The organism is Streptomyces beigongshangae, from assembly GCF_019710745.1.
Taxonomy (GTDB): Bacteria; Actinomycetota; Actinomycetes; order Streptomycetales; family Streptomycetaceae; genus Streptomyces; species Streptomyces beigongshangae.
Window position 1 is genome coordinate 1 of record NZ_JAHKJW010000048.1, and the last position, 26646, is coordinate 26646.

Sequence of the window (26646 nt, forward strand, 5' to 3'; positions counted from 1 at the left end):
CCCGGCCGGGCCGGGCTCCCTCACCGGGAGCCCGGCCCGGCCGCGTGCGCGCGCCGGGCGGGGCCGGAGCGGCGGTCCGGGCAGGGCCGGAACGGGGCCGGAGCGGCGGTCCGGGCGAGGCCGGAACGGGGCCGGGGCGCCCATGGCCCCCGGCGGTCCGGTGGACGCCGGGGGCCGTGCCGTGGGGACGGCGGCCCGCCCTGTCACCCACCGGGTCGTCGGCACGGGGCCGCCGCCCGGAGCCGGCCCCGCCGGGCCCGGCGCACACGACGGGAGGGCGGGGACGCCCGACGCGTCCCCGCCCTCCCGTCCGTCCGGCCCGCGGCGGTCAGCCGGCGCCCTCCGCTCCCCCGCGGTCGAGGATGCCGGTGAGGGTCTCGGCGAGCCGGCCGAGGTGGGGCGGCTTCAGCACGCCGAAGTGGTCACCGGGCATCCGGTGCAGCGTCACCTCCCCGGTCAGCTCGCGCCAGCGGGCGAGGTAGTCGGGGAACGGCTGCCCGGAGGCCACCTCGTGCCTGCCGTCCGCCAGCTCGTCGCTGGCGATCAGGTGCAGCCGGCCCGGGTAGGGGCGGTGCCGGTAGGTCAGGCACATCTCCATGACCTCCCGCCACATCTTCGCCGAGGGCAGCCAGACCTCGCCCGCGCCGTGCTCGGGCAGCGTGATCCCGACCTCCGGGTCGACGTCGTCCACCAGGTGTTCGAGCAGCGCCAGGGCCTCGGCCCGCAGCGCGGAGGTGTCCTGCCCGGGCGGCGCGGCGGCCAGCTCCGTCAGCTTCACCACGCAGCTCTCGATCAGCCCGTACTCCCGCCACAGCCCGATCCGCTCGTGGTTGTCCAGTCCCGGGTCGAGCAGGATGAACGTGACCTCCTCGCCCTCGGCCGTGAGCCGGTGCGCCATCTCACTGGCGATACCGCTGCCGCCGCACCAGCCGAACAGCCGGTACGGACCGTGCGGCACCTCGGCCCGCAGCTCGGCCAGATAGCGCTCCGCCATCTCCTGCGTCGAGGGGACGGGGCCGTGCTCGGCCTGCAGGCCGGGCCAGCCGAAGGCGGCGACCGGCTGGTCGGGGTCGAGGTACGGCACCAGCGGGCGGTACCAGTGGGCGCTGCCGCCCCCGGGGTGCACGCAGAACAGCGGCGGCCTGGTGCCCTCGCGCCGCAGCCACACCAGGGAGCGGGCCGCCGGTGCGCCGTCCCCGGCGGCCGCGGCGAGCCCGGCCACGGTGGGGTGCTCCAGGAACGAGCGGACGGTCAGCTCGATGCCGTGCCGCTCGCGCAGCAGGGCGACGATGCGCAGGACGGCCAGCGAGTGCCCGCCGAGGACGTGGAAGTCGTCGTCGGCACCGACCCGCTCCACACCGAGCACCTCGCCCCAGACCTCGGCCACGGCCCGCTCGGCGGGCGTGCGCGGGGCGGTGAAGGCCGATGCCGCGGCGGGCGCGGCGGGTGCGGGCAGCGCGGCCCGGTCGATCTTCCCGTTGGCGGTGAGCGGGAGGGCGCCCAGCTCCACCCAGGCGCCGGGCACCAGGTAGTCGGGCACCCGCCGCCGGAGCTGCGCGCGCAGCTCCGTGACGTCCAGCGGGCCCTGTCCGGGGTGAAGGACGACGTAGCCGGTCAGTCGCTTGTGGCCGTCCGGTCCCGGGTGCACGGCGGCGGCCGCCGCCCGGACGGCCGGCAGGTCGCCGAGCGCGCCCTCCACCTCGGCGAGCTCGACCCGGTGGCCGCGGATCTTCACCTGGCCGTCGCGCCGGCCGATGAAGGACAGCGTGCCGTCGGGGTCGCGGCGGGTGAGGTCGCCGGTGCGGTACAGGCGCGCCCCGGGGACGGTCCCGGACGGGTCGGGCACGAAGCGGTCCGCGGTCAGGTCGGGGCGGCCCAGGTAGCCGCGGGCGAGTCCGGGTCCGCCGACCAGGAGTTCGCCGGTCACCCCGGCCGGCACCGGGTCGAGGTCCTCGTCGACGACCAGGACCCGGGTGTCGGTGACCGGGGTGCCGATCGGCACGCCGCGGTCGGCGTCCGCGCCGGTCACCCCGCGCAGCGCGGTGCTGAAGGTGGTGCACTCCGTGGGGCCGTAGCCGTTGGTCAGCGCCACGCCGTGGGCCAGGGCGGTGCGTACGTGCGAGGGCGGGAGCACGTCGCCACCGGCGAGCACCTGCCGCACCTCGGCCAGCAGCTCCGGGCGGGTCTCCACCACGTGCTGGAACAGGCCCGCGGTGAGCCAGAGCAGCGTCACGCCGTGCCGGCGGACCACCTCGGCGAGTTCGTCGGCCGTGGTCGCCCCGGGCGGGCAGACGGCGAGCCGGGCGCCGTTGGCCAGCGCTCCCCACACCTCCAGGGTGGACGCGTCGAAGGCGAGCGGCGCGTGCAGCAGCAGCACCTGGTCCCGGTCGAGGTCGGCGTAGTTCGGGTCGTGCACCAGCCGGACGATCGCGCGGTGCGTGATCTGCACGCCCTTGGGCCGGCCGGTGGAGCCCGAGGTGTAGGTGACGTAGGCCAGGTTGTCGGGGACCGTGCCCGCCTCGACGGGGGTCGACGGCAGCGGGTCGAGGACGGCCGACTCCGCGTCCAGGGGGACGCTGCGCAGACCGGCGAAGGCGGCCAGGCGGGCGGTGTCCTGCGGGCGGCACAGGACCACCCGGGCACGGACGTCGTCCAGGACGTGGCCGAGGCGTGCGTCCGGGTGGCGGGGGTCGAGGGGCACGTAGTACCCGCCCGCCTTGAGGACGCCGAGCATGGCCACGACCGCCTCGATGCCGCGGTCCAGGCAGAGGGCGACCGGCTGCTCGGGACCGATGCCGAGTCCGCGCAGCAGATGGGCCAGCCGGTTGGTGCGGGCGTCCAGTTCGCGGTAGGTGAGCCGGCGTCGCCCGTCCTCCAGCGCGACGGCCCCGGGGCGGGCGCGGGCGGCGAGCAGGTCGGGCACGCAGACCTCGGGCAGCGGCCGGGTGGCGGCCGGTGTCCGGTCCGTCCGCTCCGTCCGGTCCAGGCCGGGGGCGCGGAAGGCGCGGGGGTCCGCGTCGGCGTCGTCGGCCATCGCGGTGAGGACGTCCAGGAAGGCGTCGCCGATCGCCGCCAGCCGCTCCTCGCCGGCCCAGCCGGGCCAGCAGGACATCCGCAGCTCGCCGGGGAAGGTCCACACGTCGAGGGTGAACTCGTTCGGGCTGTGGTCGTCGACCGTGCCGATGTCCGCGCGCTGCCCGTCGAGCACGTGGAAGTCCAGGTAGGCGAAGACCACCTCGACGAGCGGTTCGCCGCCGCCCCAGGCGCGCTGCATCGCGGGCAGCGGATAGCGCCGGTGCGGCCACAGGGCCAGTTCCTCGGCGAACACCGAGCGCACCAGCTCGCGCCAGCTCGGCGCCCGCAGGTCCACGGCGAACGGCACCGTGTTGAGGTACATGCCGCGCACCCGGTCGCCGCCCGGCAGTTCGGGCCGGCCGTTGGTGACGGCGCCGGCGAGGAACCGGTGCTGGCCGCTGATCAGGCCGAGCACCTTCAGGTGGGCGGTGTACAGGACGCTCTTGAGCGAGGTCCCGGTGTCGGCGGCCAGCCGGCGCAGCCGCGGCTCCAGGTGCGCCCAGGGCAGCCGCACCTCGGGGGCCGGCGCGTCCGCCGCGGCCGGGGCGCTGTCGGCGGGCAGCCGCAGCCGCTCGTGGCCGGTGATCCGCTCCCGCCAGAACTCCCGGTCCGCCGGTGAGGCCAGGGCCTGCTTCTCCAGCCGGACGAAGTCCGCGTAGCGGACCCGCGGCGCGGCCGCGGACGGGGCCGCGGTGCCCCGGGACAGCTCCCGGTAGGCGGCCCGCAGTTCGCCGATGACCGAGTGGTGGCTCCAGCCGTCCAGGACGGCATGGCACTCGACGTGCGTCAGCAGCCACTCCCGGTCGCCGATCAGGTGGGCGTGGTGGCGCAGCAGCGGGGCGCGGCCGACGTCGATCGGGGAGCGCCGGGCGGCGGCGCGGAAGTCCCGTACCCGGGCCCGCTGTTCCTCGGGCGGCAGGCCCCGCAGGTCGGTGACGCCGCACTCCACCTCCAGGCCGTCCGCGGGGTGCACGAGCTGGAGGGGTTCGGAGTGGCCGGTGAGGTCGAAGGAGGTGCGGAGGATCTCGTGCCGCCCGACCACCAGGCGGACCGCGCCGGTGAACGCCTCGGCGGAGAACGGGCCGTCGTCCAGGATCTGGAAGGTGCTGACGTTCTGGTAGGTGTTGCGCCCGGGGTCGGCGAGCATCTCGTAGACCATGCCCGCCTGGACCTGGCCCATGGGGTAGGCGTCGACCAGTCCTTCCGGGAGCCGCTCCCGGTCCTCCGGGGCCAGCAGTTCGAAGCGGCCGGTCAGGGTGGTCTCCTGCGGCTCCGCCGCGGGCCGGGCGGCCGCCAGCGGGGCCAGTTCGGCGACGGTCTGGCGGGTGAAGACGTCCTGCACGGTGAGGGCCAGTCCCCGCTCGCGCAGGGCCCCGACGGCCCGGATGGCGCGCATGGAGTCCCCGCCGAGCTGGAAGAAGCCGTCGTGCACCCCGACCCTGTCGACGCCGAGGGCCGCGGCGAAGGCGTCCGCGAGGGTCCGTTCGATCTCCGTGCCCGGGGCGGTGAACGCGCCGGCCAGGCCGGCGCGCGTGCGGTCGGGCGCGGGCAGCGCCGTGCGGTCGGTCTTGCCGCTGGGCGTCAGGGGCAGCTCCTCCAGCAGGGTCCAGTGCACGGGCCGCATGTGCTCCGGCAGGCGCTCGCGCAGGTGCTCGCGGGCCGCCTCGACGTCGGCCGAGGGCGGCACCAGGTATCCCACGAGCTGCTCGTCGTGCACGGCGACGGCCGCGGCCGTGACGCCGGGGACCCCGGCCAGGACCGCCTCGATCTCACCGGGCTCGACCCGCTGGCCGCGGATCTTCACCTGGTGGTCGAGCCGGCCGAGGTACTCGATCGTGCCGTCGGCGCGGTAGCGGGCCAGGTCGCCGGTACGGTACAGGCGCCCGCCGGGTTCGGCGGCGAAGGGGTCGGGCACGAAGCGGTCGGCGGTGAGCGCCGGGCGGTCCAGGTAGCCGCGGGCGAGCTGGACGCCGCCGAGCAGGAGTTCGCCCGGCACCCCGATCGGCACCGGCCGCAGGGAGGCGTCCAGGATGTAGGTGCGGGTGTTGGCGACCGGGCGGCCGATGGTGACGGGACGGCCGGGCTCGCACCGGATCGCGGTGACGTCCACGGCGGCCTCGGTCGGGCCGTACAGGTTGTGCAGTTCGCAGCCGATCCGCTCGTGCACGGCGGTGACCAGGTCGGCGGTCAGGGCCTCGCCGCTGCACACCATGCGGCGCAGCGAGGGCAGCCGGGGCAGCGGCTCGGCGAGGAAGGCCCGCAGCATCGACGGCACGAAGTGGACGGTGGTGATCGCCTCGGTGCCGATCAGGCCGGCCAGGTAGGCCGGGTCCCGGTGGCCGCCGGGGCGGGCGAGCACCAGCGTCGCGCCGGTGATCAGCGGCCAGAAGAACTCCCACACCGAGACGTCGAAGCCGTAGGGGGTCTTCTGCAGCACCCGGTCGTCCGCGCCGAGTCCGTGGGCCTCCTGCATCCAGTGCAGCCGGTTGACGACGGCCCGGTGCTCGACCAGGACGCCCTTGGGGCGGCCGGTGGAGCCCGATGTGTAGATCAGGTACGCCGGGTGCCCGGGGGCCGCCGCGGTGAGCGGCCCGGGGTCGGCGTCGCGGGGGATGTCGCCGGTGATGTCGACCAGGTGCGGCGCGCCGCCGTGCACCAGCGGGGCGAGCCCGGGGTCGGTGATCACGGCCCGGGCGCCGGAGTCCGCCAGCATGAAGGCGAGCCGGTCGGCCGGGTAGTCCGGGTCGAGCGGCAGGTAGGCGCCGCCGGCCTTGAGCACCGCCAGCAGCGCCACCACGAGGCCGGGGCCCCGGTGCAGGCACACGCCGGCCACGGACTCGGGTCCGACGCCGAGGGTGCGCAGGTGGCGGGCGAGCCGGTCGGCCCGGTCGGCCAGGTCGCGGTAGCTGAGGCCGGCGCCCTCGAAGCGCACCGCCTCGGCGTCGGGGGTGCGGGCGGCCTGGGCCTCGAACAGCTGCGGGAGGGTGCCGGCCGGGTAGGGCCGGGTGGTCGCGTTCCACTCGGTGAGCTGGCGTTCGCGCTCCGCCGCGGGCAGGATCTCCAGTTCGTCCACCGGGGTGCCGGGCGCGGCGGTCGCGCTCTCCAGCAGGCGGGCGAACTGGGCGGCGAAGCGCTCGGCCGTCGCCGGGTCGAACAGCGCGGAGGCGTAGTTGACGCCGCCGGACAGCGAGCCGTCCGGCTGCCGGGCGAGGCCCACGGTGAGGTCGAACTTGGCGGTGCTCTCGCCGACCGGCAGCCGCTCCACCGTCAGCGGGCCCATCGCCGCCGGCGCCGGAGCACCGGCCTCGTCCTGCCACAGCAGCATGGAGGAGAACAGCGGTGTGCGGGACGGGTCCCGCTCCGGTGCCAGTTCCTCGACCAGCCGCTCGAAGGGCAGCTCCTGGTGGGCGTAGGCGTCGAGGGCGCGTTCGCGGACCTGCCGCACCAGGTCCGCGAACGACGGCTCCCCGGACAGGTCGACCCGTACCACCAGCGTGTTGAGGAAGAGACCGACCAGGTCCTCCAGCTGCGCGCGGTCGCGTCCTGCCACCGGGAAGCCCACGGCGACGTCGCGCCGGCCGCTCCAGCGGCCGAGCAGGACGGCGTGCGCGGCCAGCAGGACCATGAAGGGGGTGGCGCCGTGCTCGCGGGCGAGCGCCGTCAGCCGCCGGGCGGTGCCGGCCGGCACGGCGAGCGGCGCCAGTCCGCCCGCCGGGTCGCGTACGGCGGGACGGGGGCGGTCGGTGGGCAGCTCCAGGGGCGCCAGCCCGGCCAGCCGCTCGCGCCAGTGGTCCAGCGGGCGGCGCAGCGCGTCGCCGGAGAGCCGTTCGCGCTGCCACAGCGCGAAGTCGGCGTACTGGAGGGGCTCTTCCCGGAGGGGTTCTTCCGGCGAGCGGACCGGCCGTCCGGCGACCGCGTCCGCGTAGCGTCCGGTGAGCTCGCGGACCAGGACGTCCTCGGACCGCCCGTCGCAGGCGATGTGGTGGACGGTGAGCAGCAGGACGTGTTCCCGCGGTGCCCGCCGGGCCAGTACGGCGGAGAACACCGGCCCCTCGGCGAGGTCGACCGGCCGGCGCGCGCCGGTGGCCAGGGCGGCGATCCGGGCGTCCGCGGCCGCCCGGTCGAGCGCGCCGAGGTCTTCTTCGTCGAGGGGGACGCTCCCGGGTTCGTCGACGAGCTGCACGGGTTCGCCGTCGGCCACCGGGTAGCGGGTGCGCAGCACCTCGTGCCGGTGGAGGACGCCGTCCAGCGCGGTGCGCAGCGCGGCCCGGTCGAGCGGGCCGCGCAGCCCGAGCGCCACGGTCATCAGGTACTCGGTGCCGCCGGGCCGGAGCCGGTCGAGGATCCACAGGCGGCGCTGGGCGAAGGAGAGCGGCAGCGGGCCGCCGCGCGGCGCGCGGGCGATGCCCTGCGCCGGGGCGGGGGCGGTCCGTCCGGCGAGGCGGCGGCGCAGCAGCTCCTGCCTCAGTTCCGCGCGGTCCCTGGTGTCGGTCATCGCAGACCTTCCTCGGCGAGCAGACCCGCCACTTCTCGGTCGGAGAGGGCCGCGACGTCGGCCTCCACGGCCTCGGTCACCGCCTCGGAGAGCCGGGCCACGGTGGTGGCCTCGAACAGCAGGCGCAGGGGCAGTTCGACGGCGAACGTCTCGCGGAGCCCGGCGAGCACCCGGGTGGCCAGCAGCGAGTGCCCGCCCAGGGCGAAGAAGTCGTCGTGGACGCCGACCCGCTCCAGGCCCAGGACCTCGGACCAGATCGCGGCGACCGCCTCCTCGGCGGGGTCGCGCGGCGCGAGGTGTTCGCGGGCGCCGCCGGCCGGGGCGGCCGAGGCGTCCGGCAGGGCCTTGCGGTCGATCTTCTTGCTGGCCGTCAGCGGGAACGCGTCGAGCGGCACCCACACCGAGGGGATCATGTACTCGGGCAGGAGCGCGCCCAGGTGCCCGCGCAGCTCGGCCACGTCGGGCACCGTGCTGCCGGGACGTGCCACCAGGTAGGCGGCGAGGCGGCGTTCGCCGGGGGCCGTCGCCGGGGCGGTGACCACCGCCTCCTGGAGGGCGGGGTGCCGGGCGAGCGCCGCCTCGATCTCACCGAGTTCGATGCGCAGGCCGCGGATCTTGACCTGGTGGTCGATCCGGCCGAGGAACTCGATGGTGCCGTCCGGCCGGTGGCGGGTGAGGTCGCCGGTGCGGTACAGGCGCTCGCCCGGCCCGGTGGCGAAGGGGTCGGGCACGAAGCGGTCGGCGGTGAGCTCCGGCCGCCGATGGTAGCCGCGGGCCAGCCGGGCACCGCCGAGGTACAGCTCGCCGGGGACCCCGACGGGGACGGGCCGCAGGTCCGCGTCCAGGATGTGGGCGCGGGTGCCGGGGACGGGCCGGCCCAGGGGCAGGGCGCCGGCCGCGTCGCCTCGCGCGGGCGCCTCGGGGACGGGGTGCAGCAGGCAGGTGACGGTGGCCTCGGTCGGCCCGTAGTTGCACAGGAAGCGGGCGGGCAGGCCGGTTTCGGCCCAGCGCCGCGCGTCCAGGCCGGTGACGACGTCGCTGCCGACGTTCATCAGCTTCAGGGATTTCAGCAGGGGCAGGTCGGGCGACTCCAGGACGGCCCGGTAGTAGGAGGGGGTGATCTCCAGGACGGTGACGCCGTGCTCGGCGAGCCGGGCGGGCAGTTCGTCCGGGGTCCAGAACACCGGGTCGGCGACGACGACGGTGGCGCCGGCCACCAGGGTCGCCGCGATCTGGTCCATCGCCACGTCGAAGGTGAGGGCGGACAGCAGGGCCACCCGTTCGCCGGGGACGATCCCGTACGCGTCGGCGATCACCCGGCAGTGGTGGGCGTAGGAACGGTGCTCGATCATCACGCCCTTGGGGCGGCCGGTCGAGCCGGAGGTGTAGATGACGTAGGCGAGGTTGCGCGGCCGGACCGGGGCGGGCGCCGAACCCGCGGGTGCGGTGTCCGGTCCGGCCTGGGCGTCGGTGTCGGCTCCGTCGTGGGCATCGGTGGAGGCGTCGGCGTCGGCCAGGACCGTCCGGTGGGCGCCGGGCAGCCGGCCGGCGAAGGCGCGGGTGGTGACCACCAGCTCCGGGCCGGCGTCGGCGAGCATGAGGTCCAGCCGTTCGGCGGGGTGCCCGGGGTCGAACGGCACGTACACGCCGCCGGCCTTCAGTACGGCGAGCAGGACCACCACGGCCTCGACGCCGCGCTCCAGGCAGGAGCCGACGACCGTCTCGGCGGTGACCCCCAGGGAGCGCAGACGGGCGGCGAACCGGTCGGAGCGCGCGTCGAGTTCGGCGTAGCTGAGCTGCCGGTCGCCGAAGACCACGGCGATCGCGTCCGGGTCCCGCCGCACCTGCCGGGCGAACAGTTCCGGTACGCAGAGCCCGTGCTCCTCGGCCGGGTCGAGCAGGGCGGTCCGTCCGGACCCGGGGTCGGCCCAGGCAGTGAGGGCGCGGTGCCGCTCGTCCCCGGTGAGCATGTCGAGGTCGCCGATCCGCGCGCCGGGGGTGGCCGTGGCGCTGCCGATCAGGGTCAGGTAGTGACCCGCCATCCGCTCGACGGTCTCCCGGTCGAAGAGCGCGGTGGCGTACTCGAACCAGCAGTACATGCGTCCGCCGCGTTCCTTGACGGTCACGGTGAGGTCGAACTTGGCGCTCTCCAGGCCGGCGCGGACCGGCTCGACGGCGACCGGGCCGAGCCGGTCGGGGACCCCCGCCAGGTGCTGGTGCTCGAACATGATCTGGAACAGCGGGTTGCGGGAGAGGTCCCGCTCCGGCTGGAGGGCGTCGACCAGGTGCTCGAACGGCACGTCCTGGTGGGCGAAGGCGTCGAGGACCGTACCGCGGACCTGGTCGAGGAGTTCGCCGAAGCGCGGGTCGCCGCCGAGGTCGCTGCGGATCACCAGGTTGTTGGTGAAGAAGCCGACCAGGTCCTCCGTCTCCTGGCGGGTCCGTCCGGCGACCGGGGTCCCCACCGCGAGGTCGTCGCGGCCGGTCCAGCGCCGCAGCAGCACCTGGAAGACGGCGAGCATCACCATGAACGGGGTCGCGCCGTGCCGGCCGGCCAGCTCGGTGACGGCCCGGGCCGTCTCCGGCGCCACCTCGACGACGACGTTGTCGCCGCGGGCGTCGCGGACCGCGGAGCGGACCCGGTCGGTGGGCAGCTCGACGGGGGTGAGACCGGCCAGGCGGTCGCGCCAGTGGGCGAGCTGGCCGTCCAGCCGGCCGGCCCGCTGCTGTTCGCGCTGCCACACGGCGAAGTCGGCGTAGTGCACCGGCTGCGGGGTGTGCGGCGACGGCTCGCCCGCGGCGAGGGCCCGGTAGGCCAGGTCCAGGTCGCGCAGGTAGACGTTGGTCGACCAGGCGTCGAAGGCGATGTGGTGCAGGGTCAGGACGAGGAGGTGCTCCTCGGGGGCGGTGCGGATCAGGGTCGCCCGCAGCGGGTGCCCGTGCGCGAGGTCGAAGGGCCGGCGGGCCAGCTCGTCGACCAGGGCGCGGGCCCGGCCCTCGGCGCCGGGGGCGTCCGCCAGGTCGGTCAGGGTGAAGTCCACCGGCCCGGCGGGGTCGACGACCTGGACGGGCTCGCCGCCCTCGGCGCGGTACCGGGTGCGCAGTACCTCGTGCCGTTCGGACAGCGCGTCCAGCGCGTGGCGCAGCGCCAGGACGTCGAGCGGCCCGGTGAGCCGCAGCGCCAGCGGGACGACGTACTCGTGGGTGCCGGGCTCCAGTTGGTCGAGGAACCACATCCGCTGCTGGCCGAACGAGAGCGGCAGCGGGCGGTCGCGGCCCGCCGGCCGGACGGCGTCCGGGTCGGTGTCCGGACCGGTGTCAGGGGCGGGTCCGGCGCCGGTGATCCGGGCGGCCAGCGCGGCCACCGTCCGCGCCTGGAACAGCTCGCCGACGGTCAGTTCGCCGCCGAAGGCGCGGCGCAGCCGCAGCACGAGTCTGATCGCGAGCAGGGAGTGGCCGCCCAGCAGGAAGAAGTCGTCGTGCGCGCCGACCTGTTCGACGCCGAGGATCTCGGCCATCAGCGCGGCGACGGTCTCCTCGGCGGCGGTGCGCGGGGCCTGCCGGGCCGTCGTGGCGGGCGGCTCCGCCTCGCCGGCGGCCGGCAGCCGGCGGCGGTCCACCTTTCCGTTCGGCGTGAGCGGCAGCTCGGCGAGCGCCACGAACGCGGACGGCCGCATGGCCTCCGGCAGGGCGGCGGACAGGTGGTCGCGCAGCGCCCGCGGATCGATCCGCTCCCCCGCGACCGGGACCGCGTACGCGGTCAGCCGCGCGTCGCCCTCCTCCGAGCGGTGCACGGCCACCGCGGCGGCGGCCACCGACGGGTGGGCCGCCAGCAGGACCTCGATCTCGCCGGGCTCGATCCGCACGCCGCCGATCTTGACCTGGTCGTCGGCGCGTCCGACGTACTCCAGCGCGCCGTCCGCGCGGCGGCGTACCAGGTCCCCGGTGCGGTACCGGCGCGCGCCGGGCACGGTCGCGTCCGGGTCGGGCACAAACCGGTCCGCGGTGAGGTCGCCCCGGTTCGCGTACCCGCGGGCGAGTCCGAGGCCGCCGACGTACAGCTCGCCGGTCACCCCGACGGGCACCTGCCGGCCCTCGGCGTCCACCACGTAGGTGCGCACGTTGGGCAGCGGCCGGCCGATCGGCACCAGGTCGCCGGGCTCGTCGGGGTCGAAGGGCCAGGCGGTGGAGTCCACGGCGCACTCGGTGGGGCCGTAGGTGTTGACCACCTCGGCGCCGAGCGCCCGGCGCAGCCGGCCGGCCAGTCCGGCGGACAGCGGTTCGCCCGCCGAGCACAGCAGGCGCAGCGAGGCGCAGTCGGCCAGGTCCGGTTCCTCCAGCAGCAGGCGCAGCATCGAGGGCACGCCCTGGAGCACGGTCACCCGGTGGTCGATCACGGCGCGGACCATCACCGCCGGGTCGCGGTGGGCGTCCGGCGGACCGGTCACCACCGTGGCCCCGCACACCAGCGGGGAGAGGAACTCCCACAGGGCGGCGTCGAAGCCGATGGTGGTCCGCTGCAGCACCCGGTCGCCGGGGCCCAGGCCGAAGCGCTCCACCGCCCACAGCACGCGGTTGCGGATCGCGGCCTCCGGTACGACGACGCCCTTGGGCCGGCCGGTCGAACCGGAGGTGTACATCACGTACGCGGCCCGGGTCCCGTCCGCGTCCGCCGGTTCTGGGGCCGGAGCCTCCCCGCCCTCTCCCGGAGCCTCCCCGCGGCCTCCCGAGACCTCTCCCGGGTCCCCTCCCGAAGCCTCTTCCGGCCGTACGGCGTCGAGCACGAGCGTGTTCGGGTGGGCCGGCAGCCGTCCGGCGAGTGCCTCCTCGGTGACCAGCAGGGTCACGCCGGCGTCGGTGATCAGGTGGGCCAGCCGGTCCGCCGGGTGTTCCGGGGCCAGCGGCACGTACACCCCGCCCGCGGTGAGCACCGCGAGGACGGTGGCGACCAGGTCGGTGCCGCGGTGCAGGGCGACGCCCACCGCGCTCTCCGGGCCGACGCCGCGCGAGCGCAGCACCCCGGCCAGCCGCCGCACCCGGCCGGCGAGTTCGGCGTAGCCGGTCCGGTGGGCGCCGGACACCACGGCGACCGCGTCGGGGGTGGCCAGGGCCTGGGCGAGGAACAGCTCGGCGAGCGACTGCCGCGGGCGCCCGGCCGCGGTGTCGTTCCACCGTCCGAAGGCCGCGAGGTCCGCGGCGGGGACGGTCTCCAGCGCGTGCACGGGGGTGTCCGGGTCCTCGATGATGCCCGTGAGCAGCCGCAGCAGGCTCGCCGCCATCCGCTCGATCCGGGCGCGGTCGAACAGCGCGGTGGGGAAGATCAGCCGGGCCGCCAGCGAGCCGTCGGGGAGTTCGGACAGGTGCAGCGACAGGTCGAAGGCGGAGTGGTCGCTGCCCGGCTCGACCTTCGTGACGTCGAGTCCCGGCAGCCGCAGCGGGCGGCGCTCGGCGTTGTGCAGCGCGAAGCCGACCTGGAACACCGGGTTGCGCGAGGGGTCCCGCTCGGGCGCGAGGTCGGCCACCACCCAGCCGAACGGCACGTCCTGGTGCTCGTAGGCGTCCAGGGTGGTCTCCCGCACCCGCGCCAGCAGGTCGGGGAAGGAGCAGCGGCCGGACAGGTCGGTGCGCAGCACCACGGTGTTGAGGAACAGGCCGACCAGCGGCTCCAGTTCGACCTCGCCGCGGCCCGAGACGGACACGCCGACCGCCACGTCGCCGCGGCCGGACCAGCGCGCGAGCAGCAGCTGGAACGCGGCCAGGTGCACCATGAAGGGGGTCGCGCCCGCGTCCCGTCCGAGGACCGCCAGCCGCCCGGCCAGCTCCGCCGGCACGGTGAACGGGACGCTGTCGCCGGCCGGGTCCCAGTGCTCCGGGCGCCGGCGGTCGGCGGGCAGCTCCAGCGGCTCCAGGCCCGCCAGCCGCTCCCGCCAGTAGCCGCGCCGCCGCTCGGCGCGCGCGGGCGCCGCCGCCCAGGTGTCGCGCTGCCACTGCGCGAAGTCGGCGTACTGCACCGGTACCGGTTCCAGGGGCGAGGGCCGGCCGGCCGCGAACGCGGTGTACAGCTCGTGCAGTTCCCGGGCGAGGATGCCCCACGACCAGCCGTCGAAGGCGATGTGATGGGCCGTCACCAGCAGGGCGGCGTCGTCCTCGGCGAACCGGACCAGGGTCAGCCGCCAGGGCGCCCGCCGGCGCAGGTCGATCGGTGTGCGCAGTTCTGCCGCGTGCAGTTCCCGCACGCGTGCCTCCCGGTCCTCCGGGGCCGTGCCGGTGAGGTCCACCCGGGCCGGCCGTACGGGCCCGGGCTCGTCCACGAACTGCGCGCCGACACCCTCGGCGGTGCCGTAGCGGGTGCGCAGCACCTCGTGCCGCGCCGAGATCTCGGTGAACGCCGCCTCCAGCACCCGTGTGTCGAGGGGGCCGCGGATGCGGAACGCCTCGCACATCAGGTACTCGGTGGAGGCGCCGGAGCGGAGCTGGTCCAGGAACCACAGCTGTTCCTGGGCGAACGAGAGCGGCAGGCCGCTGTCACCGGCGGGCATCGGGCACCTCCGCGGACGAGGCGGCGCGCACGGCCGCCGAGTGGGGCTCGGCCATCGCGACCGCGATCCGGCGCGGCCCGGTGAACGGCTCGCGGGCGTGCGCCGACAGCATGTTGTCCACGAGGAGGACGTCGTCCCGCTGCCAGTCGAAGCGCCGCTGCCGGGCGCGGTAGCAGGACCGCAGGTGGGCGACGACCTCGTCGGGCACCGGTCGGCCGTCGCCGTAGTAGGTGTTGGTCGGCAGCCGCTCGTCGTCGTACATCTCACGCAGGGCGCCGCACATCTCCTCGCCCAGCGTGGTGACGTGGAAGAAGGTGAGGTGGTTGAACCAGACCGTCTCCCCGGTCACCGGGTGGCGGTGCACCGCCCGGCGGCGCGCGCGGGTCCGCAGACCGTCCGCGGTCCACTCGGTCCCGACGCCGTTGCGGGCGCAGTACGCGTCGACCTCGGCGCGGTCGTCCGTGCCGAACGCCTGCTGCCAGGGCACGCCGAAGCCGTCGGAGAAGTTGCGCACCACCATCCAGCCCCGGGCCTCGAACTCCTCCCGGACGGACGGGTCGATCTCCTGGTACACCCGGCGGGTGTCGGCCAGCGGCGTGGCGCCCAGGGTGTCCGGCGGCCGTACGCAGTGGAAGAACAGCGTCATCGGCCAGTCCGCCTGGTAGGAGTTCTCGTTGTGGAGGAAGATCTCCTCGTCCGGCGGATAGTCGGTCGAGGTGTAGACCTGCCCCTTGATGGTGCTGCGCGGCGAGGACCGCTCCGCGTAGGACAGCGGCGCGCCGGACACCGTCCGCACCGCGGCCTCGAAGCCGTCCACGCCGCCGACGTCGAACCCGCGCAGCAGGACCGCGCCGTGTTCGAGCAGCCGGGCGCGGACGAGCGGCCGGGCGGCCGGCAGGTAGGCGGACAGGGGCGTGCCGGGGGATTCGGCCGACAGCGTCAGGGGCAGGGCGGAACTCGCGTCGCGCTCCCGGGCGCGGTCGGCCGGCGCGGTCCGGATGGAGGGGGTCGCAGTCATGCGCCTCAGCGTCGCCGCCGGGCCGCCGCCGCTCCGAGAGAACAACCGGCAGTCACGTCGGCAGCGTCGGCGCCGCGGTGACTGCGCCTCCTTCTCTGGGGTCCGCGGGGGCGGTTGCGGCAGGCTCGTCGGCGCCGTCACCGGTCACGTGGGGTTCGTGACGCGGCAGTTCATCCGAGGGAGGGCCCGCCGTGGCCGAGGAAGACATCGACGAGCGTACGTACCGCGTCGTCCTCAACGACGAGGAGCAGTACTCCGTCTGGCTCGCCGACCGCGAGCTGCCGCCGGGCTGGCACGCCGAGGGCACCGAGGGCACCCGGGCCGAGTGCCTGGCCCACATCGGCACCGTCTGGACCGACATGCGGCCGCTGAGCCTGCGCCGGCAGATGGAGCGGACTGCGCACGCCTAGGGCCTGTCCGGACTTGGAGGCTGGGAGCCAGAGATGACGAGCCCCGACACGAGGGCGCCTGCGGACCCGCCGGACGCGGTCGCCGCCGATCAGGTGGTCCCGCTGCACCGCAACCGCGACTTCCTGCTGCTGTGGAGCGGCTCGGCGGTCTCGCAACTCGGGACCACGGCCACCACCATCGCCTACCCGCTGCTGGTGCTGGCCCTCACCGGCTCGCCGTTCGCCGCCGGACTGGCCGGATTCGTGACCCTGCTGCCCGCCCTGCTCCTGCCGCTGCCGGCCGGCGCCCTGGTGGACCGCTGGCCGCGCCGGCGGCTGATGATCTGGTGCGACGCGCTGCGCGCGCTGGGCGCGGCGGTCATCGCGACCGCCGCCGCCCTGGACGTCCTGAACCTGACGCTGGTGCTGGCGGTGGGCTTCGCGGAGGGCGCGCTCACGGTGTTCCACGGGCTCGCCGCGCACGCGGCGGTCCCGAACGTCGTACCGCGGAGCCAGCTCTCCCTGGCCCTGTCCCGCAACGAGGCGCGGGGGCGGGCCGCCGTGATGCTCGGGACACCGCTGGGCGGTGTGCTGTTCGGCGTCGGCCGGGCCGTCCCGTTCCTGGCCGACGCGCTGAGCTACCTGGTCTCGCTGACCGCGCTGCTGTTCATCCGCAAGGAGTTCGAAGCCGAGCGGTCCGAGCGCGCAGGCCGTATGGGCGAGCAGGTCCGCGAGGGTCTGGGGTGGCTCTGGCACCAGCCCTTCCTGCGCACCGCCGCCCTGCTGGTGGCCGGCAGCAACCTGATGTTCCGGGCGCTGTTCCTGGTCGCCATCGTGCTGGCCACCGACGTCGGCGCGTCCTCGGCCGGGGTGGGTCTGATGGTCGGCGTCGCGGGGGCCGGAGGCGTGCTCGGCTCGCTGTCGGCGCCGTGGTTCGCCCGCCGCCTCGGACTGGGCGCCCTGGTGATCGGGGCGAACTGGACGTGGGCGGTGCTGATGGCCGTCATCGCCCTCAGCCGCGACCCGTACACGCTCACCGCCGCCTACGCCGCGATGTGGTTCGTCGGGCCGCTGTGGAACGTGGCGATCGGCAGCCACCAGCTCGTCGTCACCCCGGACCGGCTGCGCGGCCGGGTGCTCGCGGCGATGAGCACGCTGTCCAACGGGGTGCTGCCGATCGGCTCGCTGCTGGGCGGTCTGCTGCTCGACTCGGCCGGCGCGCGGTCCGCCGCGCTGGTCCTGGCGGGCTGGATGGTGCTGATCGCCGGCGCCGCCTCCCTCGCCCGCTCCGTACGCGCCGCACCCGGCGCGCCGGAGCACTGACCCGCCGGGCCCCGGCCCGGCCACGGCTCGCCGCCCGTGCCGGACCCGGCCGGGCGACGGCCGCCGCACCACCCCCGTTCCAGTGCTGACAGGAGGAACCAGCGTGCTCCGCACCCTGCTCGGGCCGCGCCCCGATCCGACCGGGCGAGGCCACCGTGCCGGAACCTGACGACGGGCCCGCCGGCGTTCTCGGCGCGATCGGCGGCACCCCGCTGGTCGAACTCGCCAAGCTCGCTCCCGGGCGGCATTTCACCACCTACGCCAAGCTGGAGGCGTTCAACCCCGGCGGCAGCATGAAGGACCGCTCGGCCCTGGAGATGCTGCGCGGGCTGATCCGCGGCGGCACCCTCGTACCCGGCCGCTCGGTCGTCGTCGAGTCGAGCTCCGGCAACCTCGGCATCGGACTCGCCCAGGTCTGCGCCTACTACGGGCTCCGGTTCATCTGCGTGGTGGACCCCCGCACCAACCGGCAGAACATCGCCGTCATGCGGGCCCTGGGCGCGGAGGTCGAGGAGGTGAGCGAGTGCGACCCGGCGACCGGCGAGTACCTGCCCGTCCGGATCCGCCGCATCGCCACGCTGGTCGCCCGCATCCCCGGCGCCTACTGGCCCAACCAGTACGCCAACCCCCTCAACCCCCGGGCGCACCGGCAGACGATGCGCGAGATCCTGGAGGCCGTGCCGGGCGGGGTCGACTACCTGTTCTGCGCGACGGGTTCCTGCGGCACGCTGCGCGGCTGCGCTGAGTACGTCCGCGACCGGCGGCTGCCGGTGACCGTGGTCGCGGTGGACGCCCGCGGGAGCGCCATCTTCGGCGGCGTGCCGATGCCGCGGCTGATCCCGGGCCACGGCGCGGCCGTACGGCCGGCGCTCTACCGTGACGGACTCGCCGACGAGGTCGTCCATGTGACGGACCTGGACTGCGTGGTCGGCTGCCGGCGGCTCGCCGCCCGGGAGGCCGTCCTGGCGGGCGGCTCCTCCGGGGCCCTGGTGGCGGCGGTGGAGCAACTGGCCGACCGCATCCCGGCGGGCGCGCGCTGCGCGATGGTCCTGCCCGACCGCGGCGAGCGCTACCTCGACACGATCTACGACGACGCATGGGTCACCCGCCACTTCGGCGACGTGTCCCACCTGTGGAAGGAGACGAAGTTGGCGACGAATTCGGCGACGAAGGGGGCATCGTGCTGATCCTGGGAGCCACGGAGGTCCACCAGGTCCTCGACGACGCCGAGGCCGAGGTCGTCGAGGCGGTGCGCCGCGCGTACCTGCTGCACGAACGGGGCCGTACGGCCCTGCCGCACTCGGTCTTCCTGCGCTTTCCCGACGATCCGCGCAACCGGATCATCGGACTGCCCGCCTACCTGGGTGAGGACGATCCGGTGGCGGGCATCAAGTGGATCGCCTCCTTCCCCGGCAACACCGCACACGGTCTGGAACGCGCCTCCGCCGCGATGATCCTCAACTCCATGGCCACCGGGCAGCCGCAGGCGCTGCTGGAGGGCTCGGTGATCTCGGCGCGGCGCACCGCGGCGAGCGCCGCCCTCGCGGCGGCGACGCTGGGCTCGTCCGTTCCCGAGACCGGGGTCTCCCTGATCGGCTGCGGCGTGATCGGCTTCGAGATCCTCACCTACCTCCGGGCCGTCCTGCCCGAGCTGGCCGAGGTCACCGTGTTCGACCTCGACAGCGCCCGGGCGGAGGCGTTCGCCGCCCGCTGCCGGGCCCGCTGGCCCGGGCTGAGGACCGGGGTCGCCCCCGACTCCGGGGAGGCGCTCCGCGCCCACCGGCTGGTCTGCCTGGCGACCACCGCCGCCGCCCCGCACCTGACCACCGACGCCTGCCGGCCGGGCACCCTGGTCCTGCACGTGTCCCTGCGCGACCTGACACCCGGCAGCATCCTCGGCGCCGTCAACGTGGTCGACGACGCGGACCACGTGTGCCGCGAGGAGACCTCCCTGCACCTGGCCGAACGGCTCGTCGGCCACCGGGACTTCATCGCCACCTCGCTCGGCGCCGTGCTGGACGCCGGACGGCCCCACCACCGCGCCGAGGACCGCGTCACCGTCTTCTCCCCGTTCGGCCTGGGCATCCTCGACCTCACCCTCGCCGGCCTGGTCCGCCGCCGGGCCGAGTCCCTGGCCCTCGGCACCCGGGTGCCGGACTTCCTGCCGGCCCCCGCGGGCGCCGCGGTGGGCTGAGCGGCGCCGGGGGCAGGGCCCGGCGGCCGGGTGGTGCCCGAAGCGCGGACGGGCGCCGCCTGCGTGCGGCGGCTCCCGCGCGGCGCCCGCGTCAGGCGGGCCCTTCGTCCGGCGGCGTTCGCGGCGGGCATCCGGCGGTCCGGCGGCGGCTGGCGCCGTCCGGTGCCCGTCACCGCCCCTCGAAGGGGCGCACCGGTCCCACCGTGACACCGAGCAGCCGCCAGCCCGCCAGCGCCCGGCGCTCGCGTTCCTCACGAGTGGGGCCGGTGACGGCCCCGGAGACCATGGCGACGGCGAGCATGAGGTCGTCCGGAGCGTCCGGAGCGCCCAGCCGGTGCCCCTCGGGCAGGCATCCGCGCACGGCGCGTTCGACTCTGCCGGACAGCTCGCGGGCGCGCACCTGGGCACGGAAGCGGCCGCTCGCCCCGTCGGCGTGCAGGAAGCCGATGAAGGCCGCCGACTGCGTCAGGTGCCAGGTCACCACCCCCAGGACCCCGGCGAGGGTCGCGCCCTCGGCGGCGGCCGCCTGCTCGACCTGGCGTACGTTCTCCCCCAGGACCGCGGCCGCGATGTCGTCCCGGTCGGGGAAGTGCCGGTACAGCACGCCCTGCCCGACGCCGGCCCGGCGCGCGATCCTGGACAGGGGAGCGTCCAGGCCGTCCGCCGCGTAGACCTCCCGGGCCGCGGCGACCAGGGCGGCCCGGTTGCCGGCGGCGGCCTTCGGCCCCCGGTTCGCGGGCCGGGCCTCGTCCACCGCGGGCCTGGCTTCGTCCACCGCGGGCTGCTGGATCATCCGGCCAGCGTAACGGCGGGGGAGGCGGTCAGGGGTTCGTCCATGCCTCGGGGTCCGCCGCGAGGCTCAGGACGTCGTCGGGCAGTCTGGCCGCGGCCACGTGGGCCAGGGTGACCTCGCCGAGGATCTTGCGGACGTTGGCGCGCACGGCGATCCACAACGGCAGCAGGGGCTCCGCGGGACCGCGGTAGGAGAGCTCGGGCGGGCGCACCCCCCGCACGGACACCAGGGGGCCGTCCGCCACCCGGATGACCTCCGCGATGGCGATCGAGTCGGCCGGGCGGGCGAGCCGATAGCCGCCCTTCCCGCCCCGCTGGCTGACCACGAGACCGCCCCGGCGCAGGTCGCCGAGGATGCCCTCCAGGAATTTGTGCGGGATGCCCTGTGCCGCGGCGATCGCCTCGGCCTTGAGCGAGACCTCGTCCCCTGCCGCGGCCAGCTCCAGTGCCGCCCGCACCGCGTAGTCCGCTCGCGCCGAGATCCGCATGCCGCGATTATTCCTCACTGCCGTGTCCGCCCGTCACCGGCTTGCGCCGTCAGGCGGGAAGGGTGAAGGGCGGGTGTGCGCCGTTGAGGAAGTAGTCCCCGATCTCGCGCAGCCGGTGGGCGGCCGGTTCGCGCAGGGTGTGGGTCCGGGCGTTGCGCCAGAAGCGGTCGAAGCCGTGCCGCGTGGAAGCGGCGTCGGCGCCGGCGACCTCCAGGGCACGGGTGGTGATCTCCTGCGCGGCCCGGGAGGCCGCGGCCTCGGTCACGCTCGCGAGGACGGCGATCTCCGCGCACTCCTCGTCGTCGAGGTCCTCGCCCCGCGCGAGGCCGCGCAGCAGGGCGTCCACCGCCTGGTCGGCGAGGGCGGACGCGGCACGTGCGACGACGGCGAGTTCGCCGTACACGGTCAGCGCGTACGGCTCCTGCGGCGCCCCGCCCGGCCAGGGCTGGGGCGAGAAGGGCTGCCAGGGCGACCGCACGGCCCTTCCGTGCTCGTGGACCTCGGCCAGCAGTCCCTCGGCGATGCCCAGACAGAGCTGGGCGGAGACCAGACGCGCGGTCGGTACGGCGAGGGAGGCGAAGGGGGACAGGACGCCCTCGTCCGGCGAGAGCGAGCCGAACACGTCGTCCGCCGCGACCGGCACGGAGTCGAACTCCACGGCGCCACCGGCTGCCAGCCGCTGGCCGAAGGTGTCCCCGCCGCCGCTCACGACACCGGGGCGGGTGGGGTCGACGAGGACGGCCAGCGGCTCGCCGGTGCCGTATCCGGCGGCCCGGACGACCAGCCGGTCGGCGACCCCGACGCCGGTGGCGTACCTCTGGTAGCCGTTCAGCAGGCAGCCGTTCGCCGCGGGGGTCAGGATGAGTGGCGGTTCGTGCGAGGCGATACCGCCTCCCCAGCACCACCGCCCCCGCGCCGACTCCCGCTCGATCCGGGCGGCATGTGCGGGGCCGGCGAAGAAGCGAGGACTGAAGGACAGGAAGTAGTGGTGGCCCAGCAGGTGGCCGATGGCGCCGTCGGCCGCGGCGACGGTCCGGACGACCGCGTAGACCGTACGCCAGTCCGCGCCCCCTCCCCCGTGCTCGGCCGGTACCAGCAGGGTCAGCAGCCCGGACTCGCGCAGCCGTTCGACCTCGTCGAGCGGTGTCCTGCCGGCCTGCTCGCGCTCGGCCGCGTCCGTCGACAGGTCCTCCGCCATCTCACGGGCTATGTGCAGCCAGTCGACCCGCCCGGCTTCGGTGTCGGTCACCTCGTCGGTCACCTCGTCGGCCGCCACCGTCATGTCCGGACCCGTTTCATGCTGCGACCGCGGCTGTCGCTGCACCTCAGTGCTGTGGTCATGGCGTCTTCCTTCAGGGGGCCGAGGACGACGCGGCGCCCGGCGAGGCGGCGTGGGGGGCACAGCGGTGCGCGGTGACGCGTCGGCTTCATCATCCTCACCCTCCTCTCGGGCCACCGTCAACATTTCCCTAGTAATCCGATAGGAAAACCAGGGGCACGGACACGCTCCGGCTGATTCGCGCCCCTGAACGGCGGATTCGCGATGCGGGCGGCCGGGAGCCCACGGCGGCTGCGCGGCTCCGGGACGCCGTGGTCATCGCGGGTCCCCGGCGCCGGCGAAGGGCACCTGGGACGAGGGGGCGGTCTGCTGTCCGTACGGGTGTCGCCACAGGCCCCGCGCCCGAAGTCTCGGCAGGACGCCCTCGCCGAACCAGTACGCCTCCTCCAGGTGCGGATAGCCGGAGAGCACGAACTCGTCGATGCCGAGGGCGTGGTATTCCTCGATCCGCCCGGCGACCTCCTCGTGGCTGCCGACCAGGGCGGTGCCCGCGCCACCGCGCACCAGGCCGATGCCCGCCCACAGGTTGGGGTGGATCTCCAGGCGGTCGCGGCTGCCGCCGCCGTGCAGGGCGAGCATGCGCTGCTGGCCCTCGGACTCGCTGCGGGCCAGACCCGCCTGGACGGCCTCGACCGCCGCCGGGTCGAAGCCGTCCAGGAGCCGGTTCGCCTCGGCCCAGGCCTGCTCGGCGGTGTCGCGGGTGATGACGTGCAGACGGACGCCGAAGCGGACGGCACGGCCCTCCTCGCCGGCCAGCGCCCGGATCCAGGCGGTCTTCTCCGCGACGGCGGCGGGCGGCTCGCCCCAGGTGAGATAGACGTCGGCATGCTTGGCGGCGACCTCCCCCGCGGCCGGCGAGGAGCCCCCGAAGTACACCTCGGGGACCGGGTCGGGCACCCGTGCGAGCTTCGCGTCCTCGACATGGAGGTGCTCGCCGCGCAGATCGACGGTCCTGCCCTCCCACAGCCCCCGTACGATCTCCAGGAACTCGCCGGTCCGGCGGTAGCGGGCGTCCTTGTCGAGGAAGTCGCCGTAGGCGCGCTGCTCGTGGCTCTCGCCGCCGGTGACGACGTTGAGCAGGAGCCGTCCGCCGCTCTGCCGCTGGAAGGTGGAGGCCATCTGCGCGGCGAGGGTCGGGGAGACGAAGCCGGGGCGGAAGGCGACCAGGAACTTCAGGCGCTCGGTGTGCCGGCTGACCATCGCGGTGGTCAGCCAGGCGTCCTCGCACCAGGCCCCCGTCGGCGTGAGCGCGCCGGCGAAGCCCAGGTCCTCGGCGGCGCGGGCGATCTGGCTCAGGTAGGCGACCGTCGGCGGCCGGTCGCGCCCGGACTGCGTGGCAGGGGTGCCGTGGCCGCCGCCGACGACATGCCGGCTGTCTCCGTTGGTCGGCAGGAACCAGTGGAAGGTGAGGGACACGCGGGGCTCCGATCAGGGATGTTCGGCAGTGTTCGCAGGCGTTCGGCAGCGTTCGTCAGAGGAGGCCGTGCCGGGGCGGCCTGGTGCCGTTCAGGACGTGGCGGCCGATGTGCTGGACCTTCCAGCGGGCCGGGTCGTGCAGGGTGTGGGTGCGCGCGTCGCGCCAGTGGCGGTGCAGGCCCAGGGCGTCGAGCGCGGAGCGGGTGCCGCAGACCTCGAAGAGGGCACTGGCGACCTCCACGGCGGCCTCCCCCGCCGTCACCTTGGCCGCGGCCACCGCGATCGACGCCTCGGCGGCCGAGTCGTCGGTCAGGTCGGCGCGGGCGGCGTCCACGGACCTCGCCGCGGCTGCGAGCAGCGCGTCGGCGGCCCGTACCCGGATCGCCAGTTCGCCGAACCGCTGGATCAGCAACGGGTCCTCGGCAGCGGTCCCGTGCCCCTCGTCGACGCTCTCGAACCAGGGGCGGCTCTTCGTACGGACGAACTCCGCCGCCTCGGTCAGCGCCCCGGCGGTGATCCCGGCGTCGATGGCGGCGTGCGGCACGACCCGGTCGGCGGGGACGGGCGCCGACTCCAGGCGGACGGTTCCGCCGGCGGTGGTGCGCTGCCCCGTCCCGTCCCAGTCGTCGACGACCGTGAGGCCGGGCGCGTCGCGCTGGCGCGGCAGCCGGGCGGTGCGTGAGGTGGCGGAGGGGCTTCCGGAGACGGACAGGACGGTGGCCATGGGAGGACCTTTCGGTTCGTCGGTTCGTGTGCGGGCGGTCGGGCGTGGGCGGTGCCGGGCCGGTGCCGGGACGCCGGGCGTCAGCTCGGCCGGCGGGCGTGACCCCGCCGGCGCCATTCCTCCGCGAGCAGTTCGTACGAGCGGACCCGGTCCGTGTGGTCATGGGTGATCGTCGTGATGAGCAGCTCGTCCGCGTCCGTGGCCTCCTGCAGTCGTTCCAGCTGGTCGGCCACCCGGTCCGGCGGGCCGACGAACTGCGTGTCGAGGCGGTCCTGGACGAGGGCGCGGTCCTCGTCCGTCCACGGGTGGGCACGCGCCTCCTCCGGCGTCGGGAACTCGATGGCGCCCTCGGCGGTACGGATGCTGCGCACCCACGGGCCGTAGCCGGTGGCGAGTTCGCGGGCCGTCGCGTCGTCCTCGGCGACGACGACGTCCGCCGAGACGCTGACGTAGGGCTTGCCGAGGAACTCGGAGGGCTGGAAGAAGGACCGGTAGCCCTCCACGGCCTCCAGGACCGTGGCCGGGCTGACGTGGTAGTTCGCCGCGAACCGCAGGCCGTTGCGGCCCGCGGCCGAGGCGCTCTGACCGCCGCTGCTGCCCAGGATCCACACCTCGACGTCGGCCCCCTCCCCCGGTACGACATGTGCCTCGACGCCCTCCGGGGAGCGGTAGGTGCCGGCCAGCAGGGCGAGGATGTCGTCGATCTGCCCGGCGTAGTCCTGCGACTCGGCGCCCGGCAGCAGGAGCAGCTTGCGCTGCAGCGCGATGCGGGGCGAGCCGAGCAGGTGCTCGAAGGAGAAGCGGGGCGGGATCAGCAGGCCGTTCGGGGTGCGGCCGTCGACGACCGGGGCCGCCGTCGGCGGCGGTCCGGCCGGCTGTCCCGGCGGGCGGCCGGCCGAACGGCCCAGGCCCAGGTCGAAGCGGCCGGGGTGCAGGGCGTCGAGCAGGCCGAACTCCTCCACCGTGGACAGCGCCGTGCGGTGCCCGAGCTGCACGGCCCCGGAACCGAGCCGGATGGTGGAGGTGGCGGACGCGGTCAGGGCCAGGACGACGGCGGGTGACGTGCCGGCCACGCCGGGGTTGAGGTGGTGCTCGGCGAACCAGTGGCGGGCGTACCCGAGGCGCTCCGCCTGCCGGGCGAGGTCGATGGAGTTGTGCAGGGCGTCGGCCGCCGTCGAGCCGGACGGGATCGGGACCAGGTCGAGGATGCCGAGGGGGATGTCGGACACGGGCGGACTCCTGGGTGATCGGTGATGCCGGAAGCGCGGGGCCCCGGGCGGACGGCGGGCCCGGGATCCCCCGACGCGGCACGGGGGCGGCCACGGACCGGGTCGGCCCGGGAACGGCACGGGGCCGGGACTCCGACGGTCCGCCCGCGCCGGCGTACGGGTGGTGGGGCGCGGTGTGCCCGGACCGTCCGTGGTGGCGGTGCACGGTGCCGGCGACCTGCCGCGGGCCGCCGGTCGGGGCTCTCACGACGCCGCCCGCCGGTCGTCCGGGCAGGAGAGGTTCAGGTGGTGGCGGAGGGTCGGGCCCTCGTACTCGGTGCGGAAGACGCCCCGCTCCTGGAGCAGCGGGACGACCTTGTCGGCGAAGCCGTCGAGACCGGTGGGGGTGAGGTGCGGGACGAGGATGAAGCCGTCGGCGGCGTCGGCCTGGACGTACTCGTCGATGGTCCTGGCGATGGTCTCCGGGGAGCCGACGAAGTTCTGGCGGTTGCCGGTGTGGATGACGAGGTCGCGGATGGACCAGTTGTTGGCGGCGGCCAGTTCGCGCCATTCGCGGGCGGTGGCGATCGGGTCGCGGTACATGCGGACCTGGGCGCGGCCCTTGGAGATGTGGTCGTCGCCGACGTCCGGGTCGATGTCGGGCAGCGGGCCCTCGGGGTCGTAGGAGGACAGGTCCCGGTTCCAGACGAACTCCAGGTGCCTGAGGGCGGTGGCGCCGCTGACCTGCCGGCGGCGCACCTCCCCGGCGAGTTCCTCGGCCTCGGCGTCCGTGTCGGCGAGGGCGAAGGTGGCGGCGGGCAGGATGAGCAGCTGGTCGTGGCGGCGGCCGTACCTGGCGAGGCGCTTCTTGACGTCGGCGTGGAAGGCCCGGCCGCCCTCCAGGGTGGCGTGGCGGCTGAAGACGGCGTCGGCGGAGGAGGCGGCGAACTCGCGGCCCTCCTCGGAGTCGCCGGCCTGGAAGATCACCGGGCGGCCCTGCGGGGAGCGCGGGACGTCGAACTGCCCGTGGATGTCGAAGTGGTGGCCCTGGTGGACGAAGGAACCGGCCTTCGCGTCGCGCAGGAAGACGCCCGTGGCCCGGTCGGCGACGATCTCGTCGCCGTGCCAGGAGTCGAAGAGCTCGTTCGCGGTGGCCAGGAACTCCTTGGCGCGGGAGTAGCGCTCCTCCTGCGGGAGGAAGCCGCCGCGGCGGAAGTTCTCGCCGGTGAAGGCGTCCCAGGAGGTGACGACGTTCCAGGCGGAGCGGCCGCCGGAGAGGTGGTCGAGACTGGCGAACTGGCGGGCCACCTCGTAGGGCTCGTTGAAGGTGGAGTTGATGGTGCCGGCCAGGCCGAGGTGCTCGGTGACGGCGGCGAGGGCGGCGAGGACCGTGAAGGTGTCGGGGCGGCCGACCACGTCCAGGTCGTAGATCCGGCCGCCCTGTTCGCGCAGGCGCAGTCCCTCGGCGAGGAACAGGAAGTCGAACCTGGCGCGTTCGGCGGTCCGTGCGAAGTGCGCGAAGGAGCTGAACTCGATGTGGCTGCCGGCTTCCGGGTCGCTCCACACGGTGGTGTTGTTGACGCCCGGGAAGTGCGCGGCCAGATGGATCTGCTTCAGCGGTTTGCCGGTCATGTCGGTGCGGTCCT

The 26646-nt window shown here is 75.3% G+C and carries 13 protein-coding genes and 1 pseudogene; 4 read left to right on the forward strand and 10 right to left on the reverse strand.

The annotated features are described in order from the left end of the window. Window positions 1-328: 328 nt before the first annotated feature. From KM933_RS29445 to KM933_RS29455, 3 genes are read right to left on the reverse strand one after another with little or no spacing between them, the layout of a single operon-like run. Window positions 329-7570 (reverse strand): non-ribosomal peptide synthetase, encoded by a 7242-nt coding sequence (locus KM933_RS29445; RefSeq protein WP_221357778.1) that lies wholly within the window; start codon window positions 7568-7570, stop codon window positions 329-331. Next, window positions 7567-14109 (reverse strand): non-ribosomal peptide synthetase, encoded by a 6543-nt coding sequence (locus tag KM933_RS29450; protein WP_221357780.1) that lies wholly within the window; start codon window positions 14107-14109, stop codon window positions 7567-7569. Before KM933_RS29450 ends, KM933_RS29445 begins: the two co-directional genes overlap by 4 nt. Next, window positions 14096-15127, reverse strand: a complete 1032-nt coding sequence (locus tag KM933_RS29455) for a TauD/TfdA family dioxygenase (protein ID WP_221357792.1) — start codon at window positions 15125-15127, stop codon at window positions 14096-14098. The genes KM933_RS29450 and KM933_RS29455 overlap by 14 nt, the downstream gene beginning before the upstream one ends. Window positions 15128-15318: 191 nt before the next feature. Here KM933_RS29455 and KM933_RS29460 point away from each other — a divergent pair, with 191 nt between their 5' ends. The 4 genes from KM933_RS29460 (at window position 15319) to sbnB (ending at window position 19033) form a co-directional block, all read left to right on the forward strand. Then, window positions 15319-15537, forward strand: a complete 219-nt coding sequence (locus KM933_RS29460) for an MbtH family protein (protein ID WP_221357793.1) — start codon at window positions 15319-15321, stop codon at window positions 15535-15537. Window positions 15538-15570: 33 nt separating this feature from the next. Further along, window positions 15571-16839, forward strand: coding sequence for an MFS transporter (locus KM933_RS29465; protein WP_221357795.1), 1269 nt, complete (start codon window positions 15571-15573; stop codon window positions 16837-16839). A gap of 155 nt (window positions 16840-16994) precedes the next feature. Further along, window positions 16995-18026: a 2,3-diaminopropionate biosynthesis protein SbnA gene (gene sbnA, locus KM933_RS29470; protein WP_308013580.1), complete on the forward strand. Its 1032-nt coding sequence runs from the start codon at window positions 16995-16997 to the stop codon at window positions 18024-18026. Further along, complete coding sequence (sbnB, locus tag KM933_RS29475; protein WP_221357797.1) at window positions 18020-19033, forward strand: 2,3-diaminopropionate biosynthesis protein SbnB; 1014 nt, start codon at window positions 18020-18022, stop codon at window positions 19031-19033. Before sbnA ends, sbnB begins: the two co-directional genes overlap by 7 nt. Before the next feature lie 169 nt (window positions 19034-19202). On the opposite strand, the gene KM933_RS29480 is transcribed toward sbnB, so the two are convergent. The 7 genes and pseudogenes from KM933_RS29480 to KM933_RS29510 all read right to left on the reverse strand — a co-directional run bounded on the left by KM933_RS29480 (window position 19203) and on the right by KM933_RS29510 (window position 26632). Continuing rightward, window positions 19203-19826: a TetR/AcrR family transcriptional regulator gene (locus KM933_RS29480; protein ID WP_221357799.1), complete on the reverse strand. Its 624-nt coding sequence runs from the start codon at window positions 19824-19826 to the stop codon at window positions 19203-19205. A 28-nt stretch (window positions 19827-19854) separates the two neighbouring features. Further along, entirely contained in the window at window positions 19855-20313 is a 459-nt protein-coding gene (locus tag KM933_RS29485) for an RrF2 family transcriptional regulator (protein ID WP_221357801.1), read from the reverse strand. A 49-nt stretch (window positions 20314-20362) separates the two neighbouring features. Further along, a complete protein-coding gene (locus KM933_RS29490) occupies window positions 20363-21595 on the reverse strand; it encodes an acyl-CoA dehydrogenase family protein (protein WP_221357803.1) in 1233 nt (410 codons plus the stop codon). Window positions 21596-21907: 312 nt separating this feature from the next. Further along, entirely contained in the window at window positions 21908-23068 is a 1161-nt protein-coding gene (locus KM933_RS29495; protein ID WP_221357813.1) for an LLM class flavin-dependent oxidoreductase, read from the reverse strand. A gap of 55 nt (window positions 23069-23123) precedes the next feature. Beyond that, window positions 23124-23720: pseudogene (locus tag KM933_RS29500) on the reverse strand (acyl-CoA dehydrogenase family protein); the annotation flags it as partial. A gap of 152 nt (window positions 23721-23872) precedes the next feature. After that, the gene (locus KM933_RS29505) at window positions 23873-25021 is read right to left on the reverse strand and encodes an LLM class flavin-dependent oxidoreductase (protein WP_221357814.1); all 1149 of its coding nucleotides are present in this window, start codon (window positions 25019-25021) and stop codon (window positions 23873-23875) included. A 243-nt stretch (window positions 25022-25264) separates the two neighbouring features. Then, window positions 25265-26632: an NtaA/DmoA family FMN-dependent monooxygenase gene (locus tag KM933_RS29510; protein ID WP_221357816.1), complete on the reverse strand. Its 1368-nt coding sequence runs from the start codon at window positions 26630-26632 to the stop codon at window positions 25265-25267. Window positions 26633-26646 lie beyond the last annotated feature (14 nt).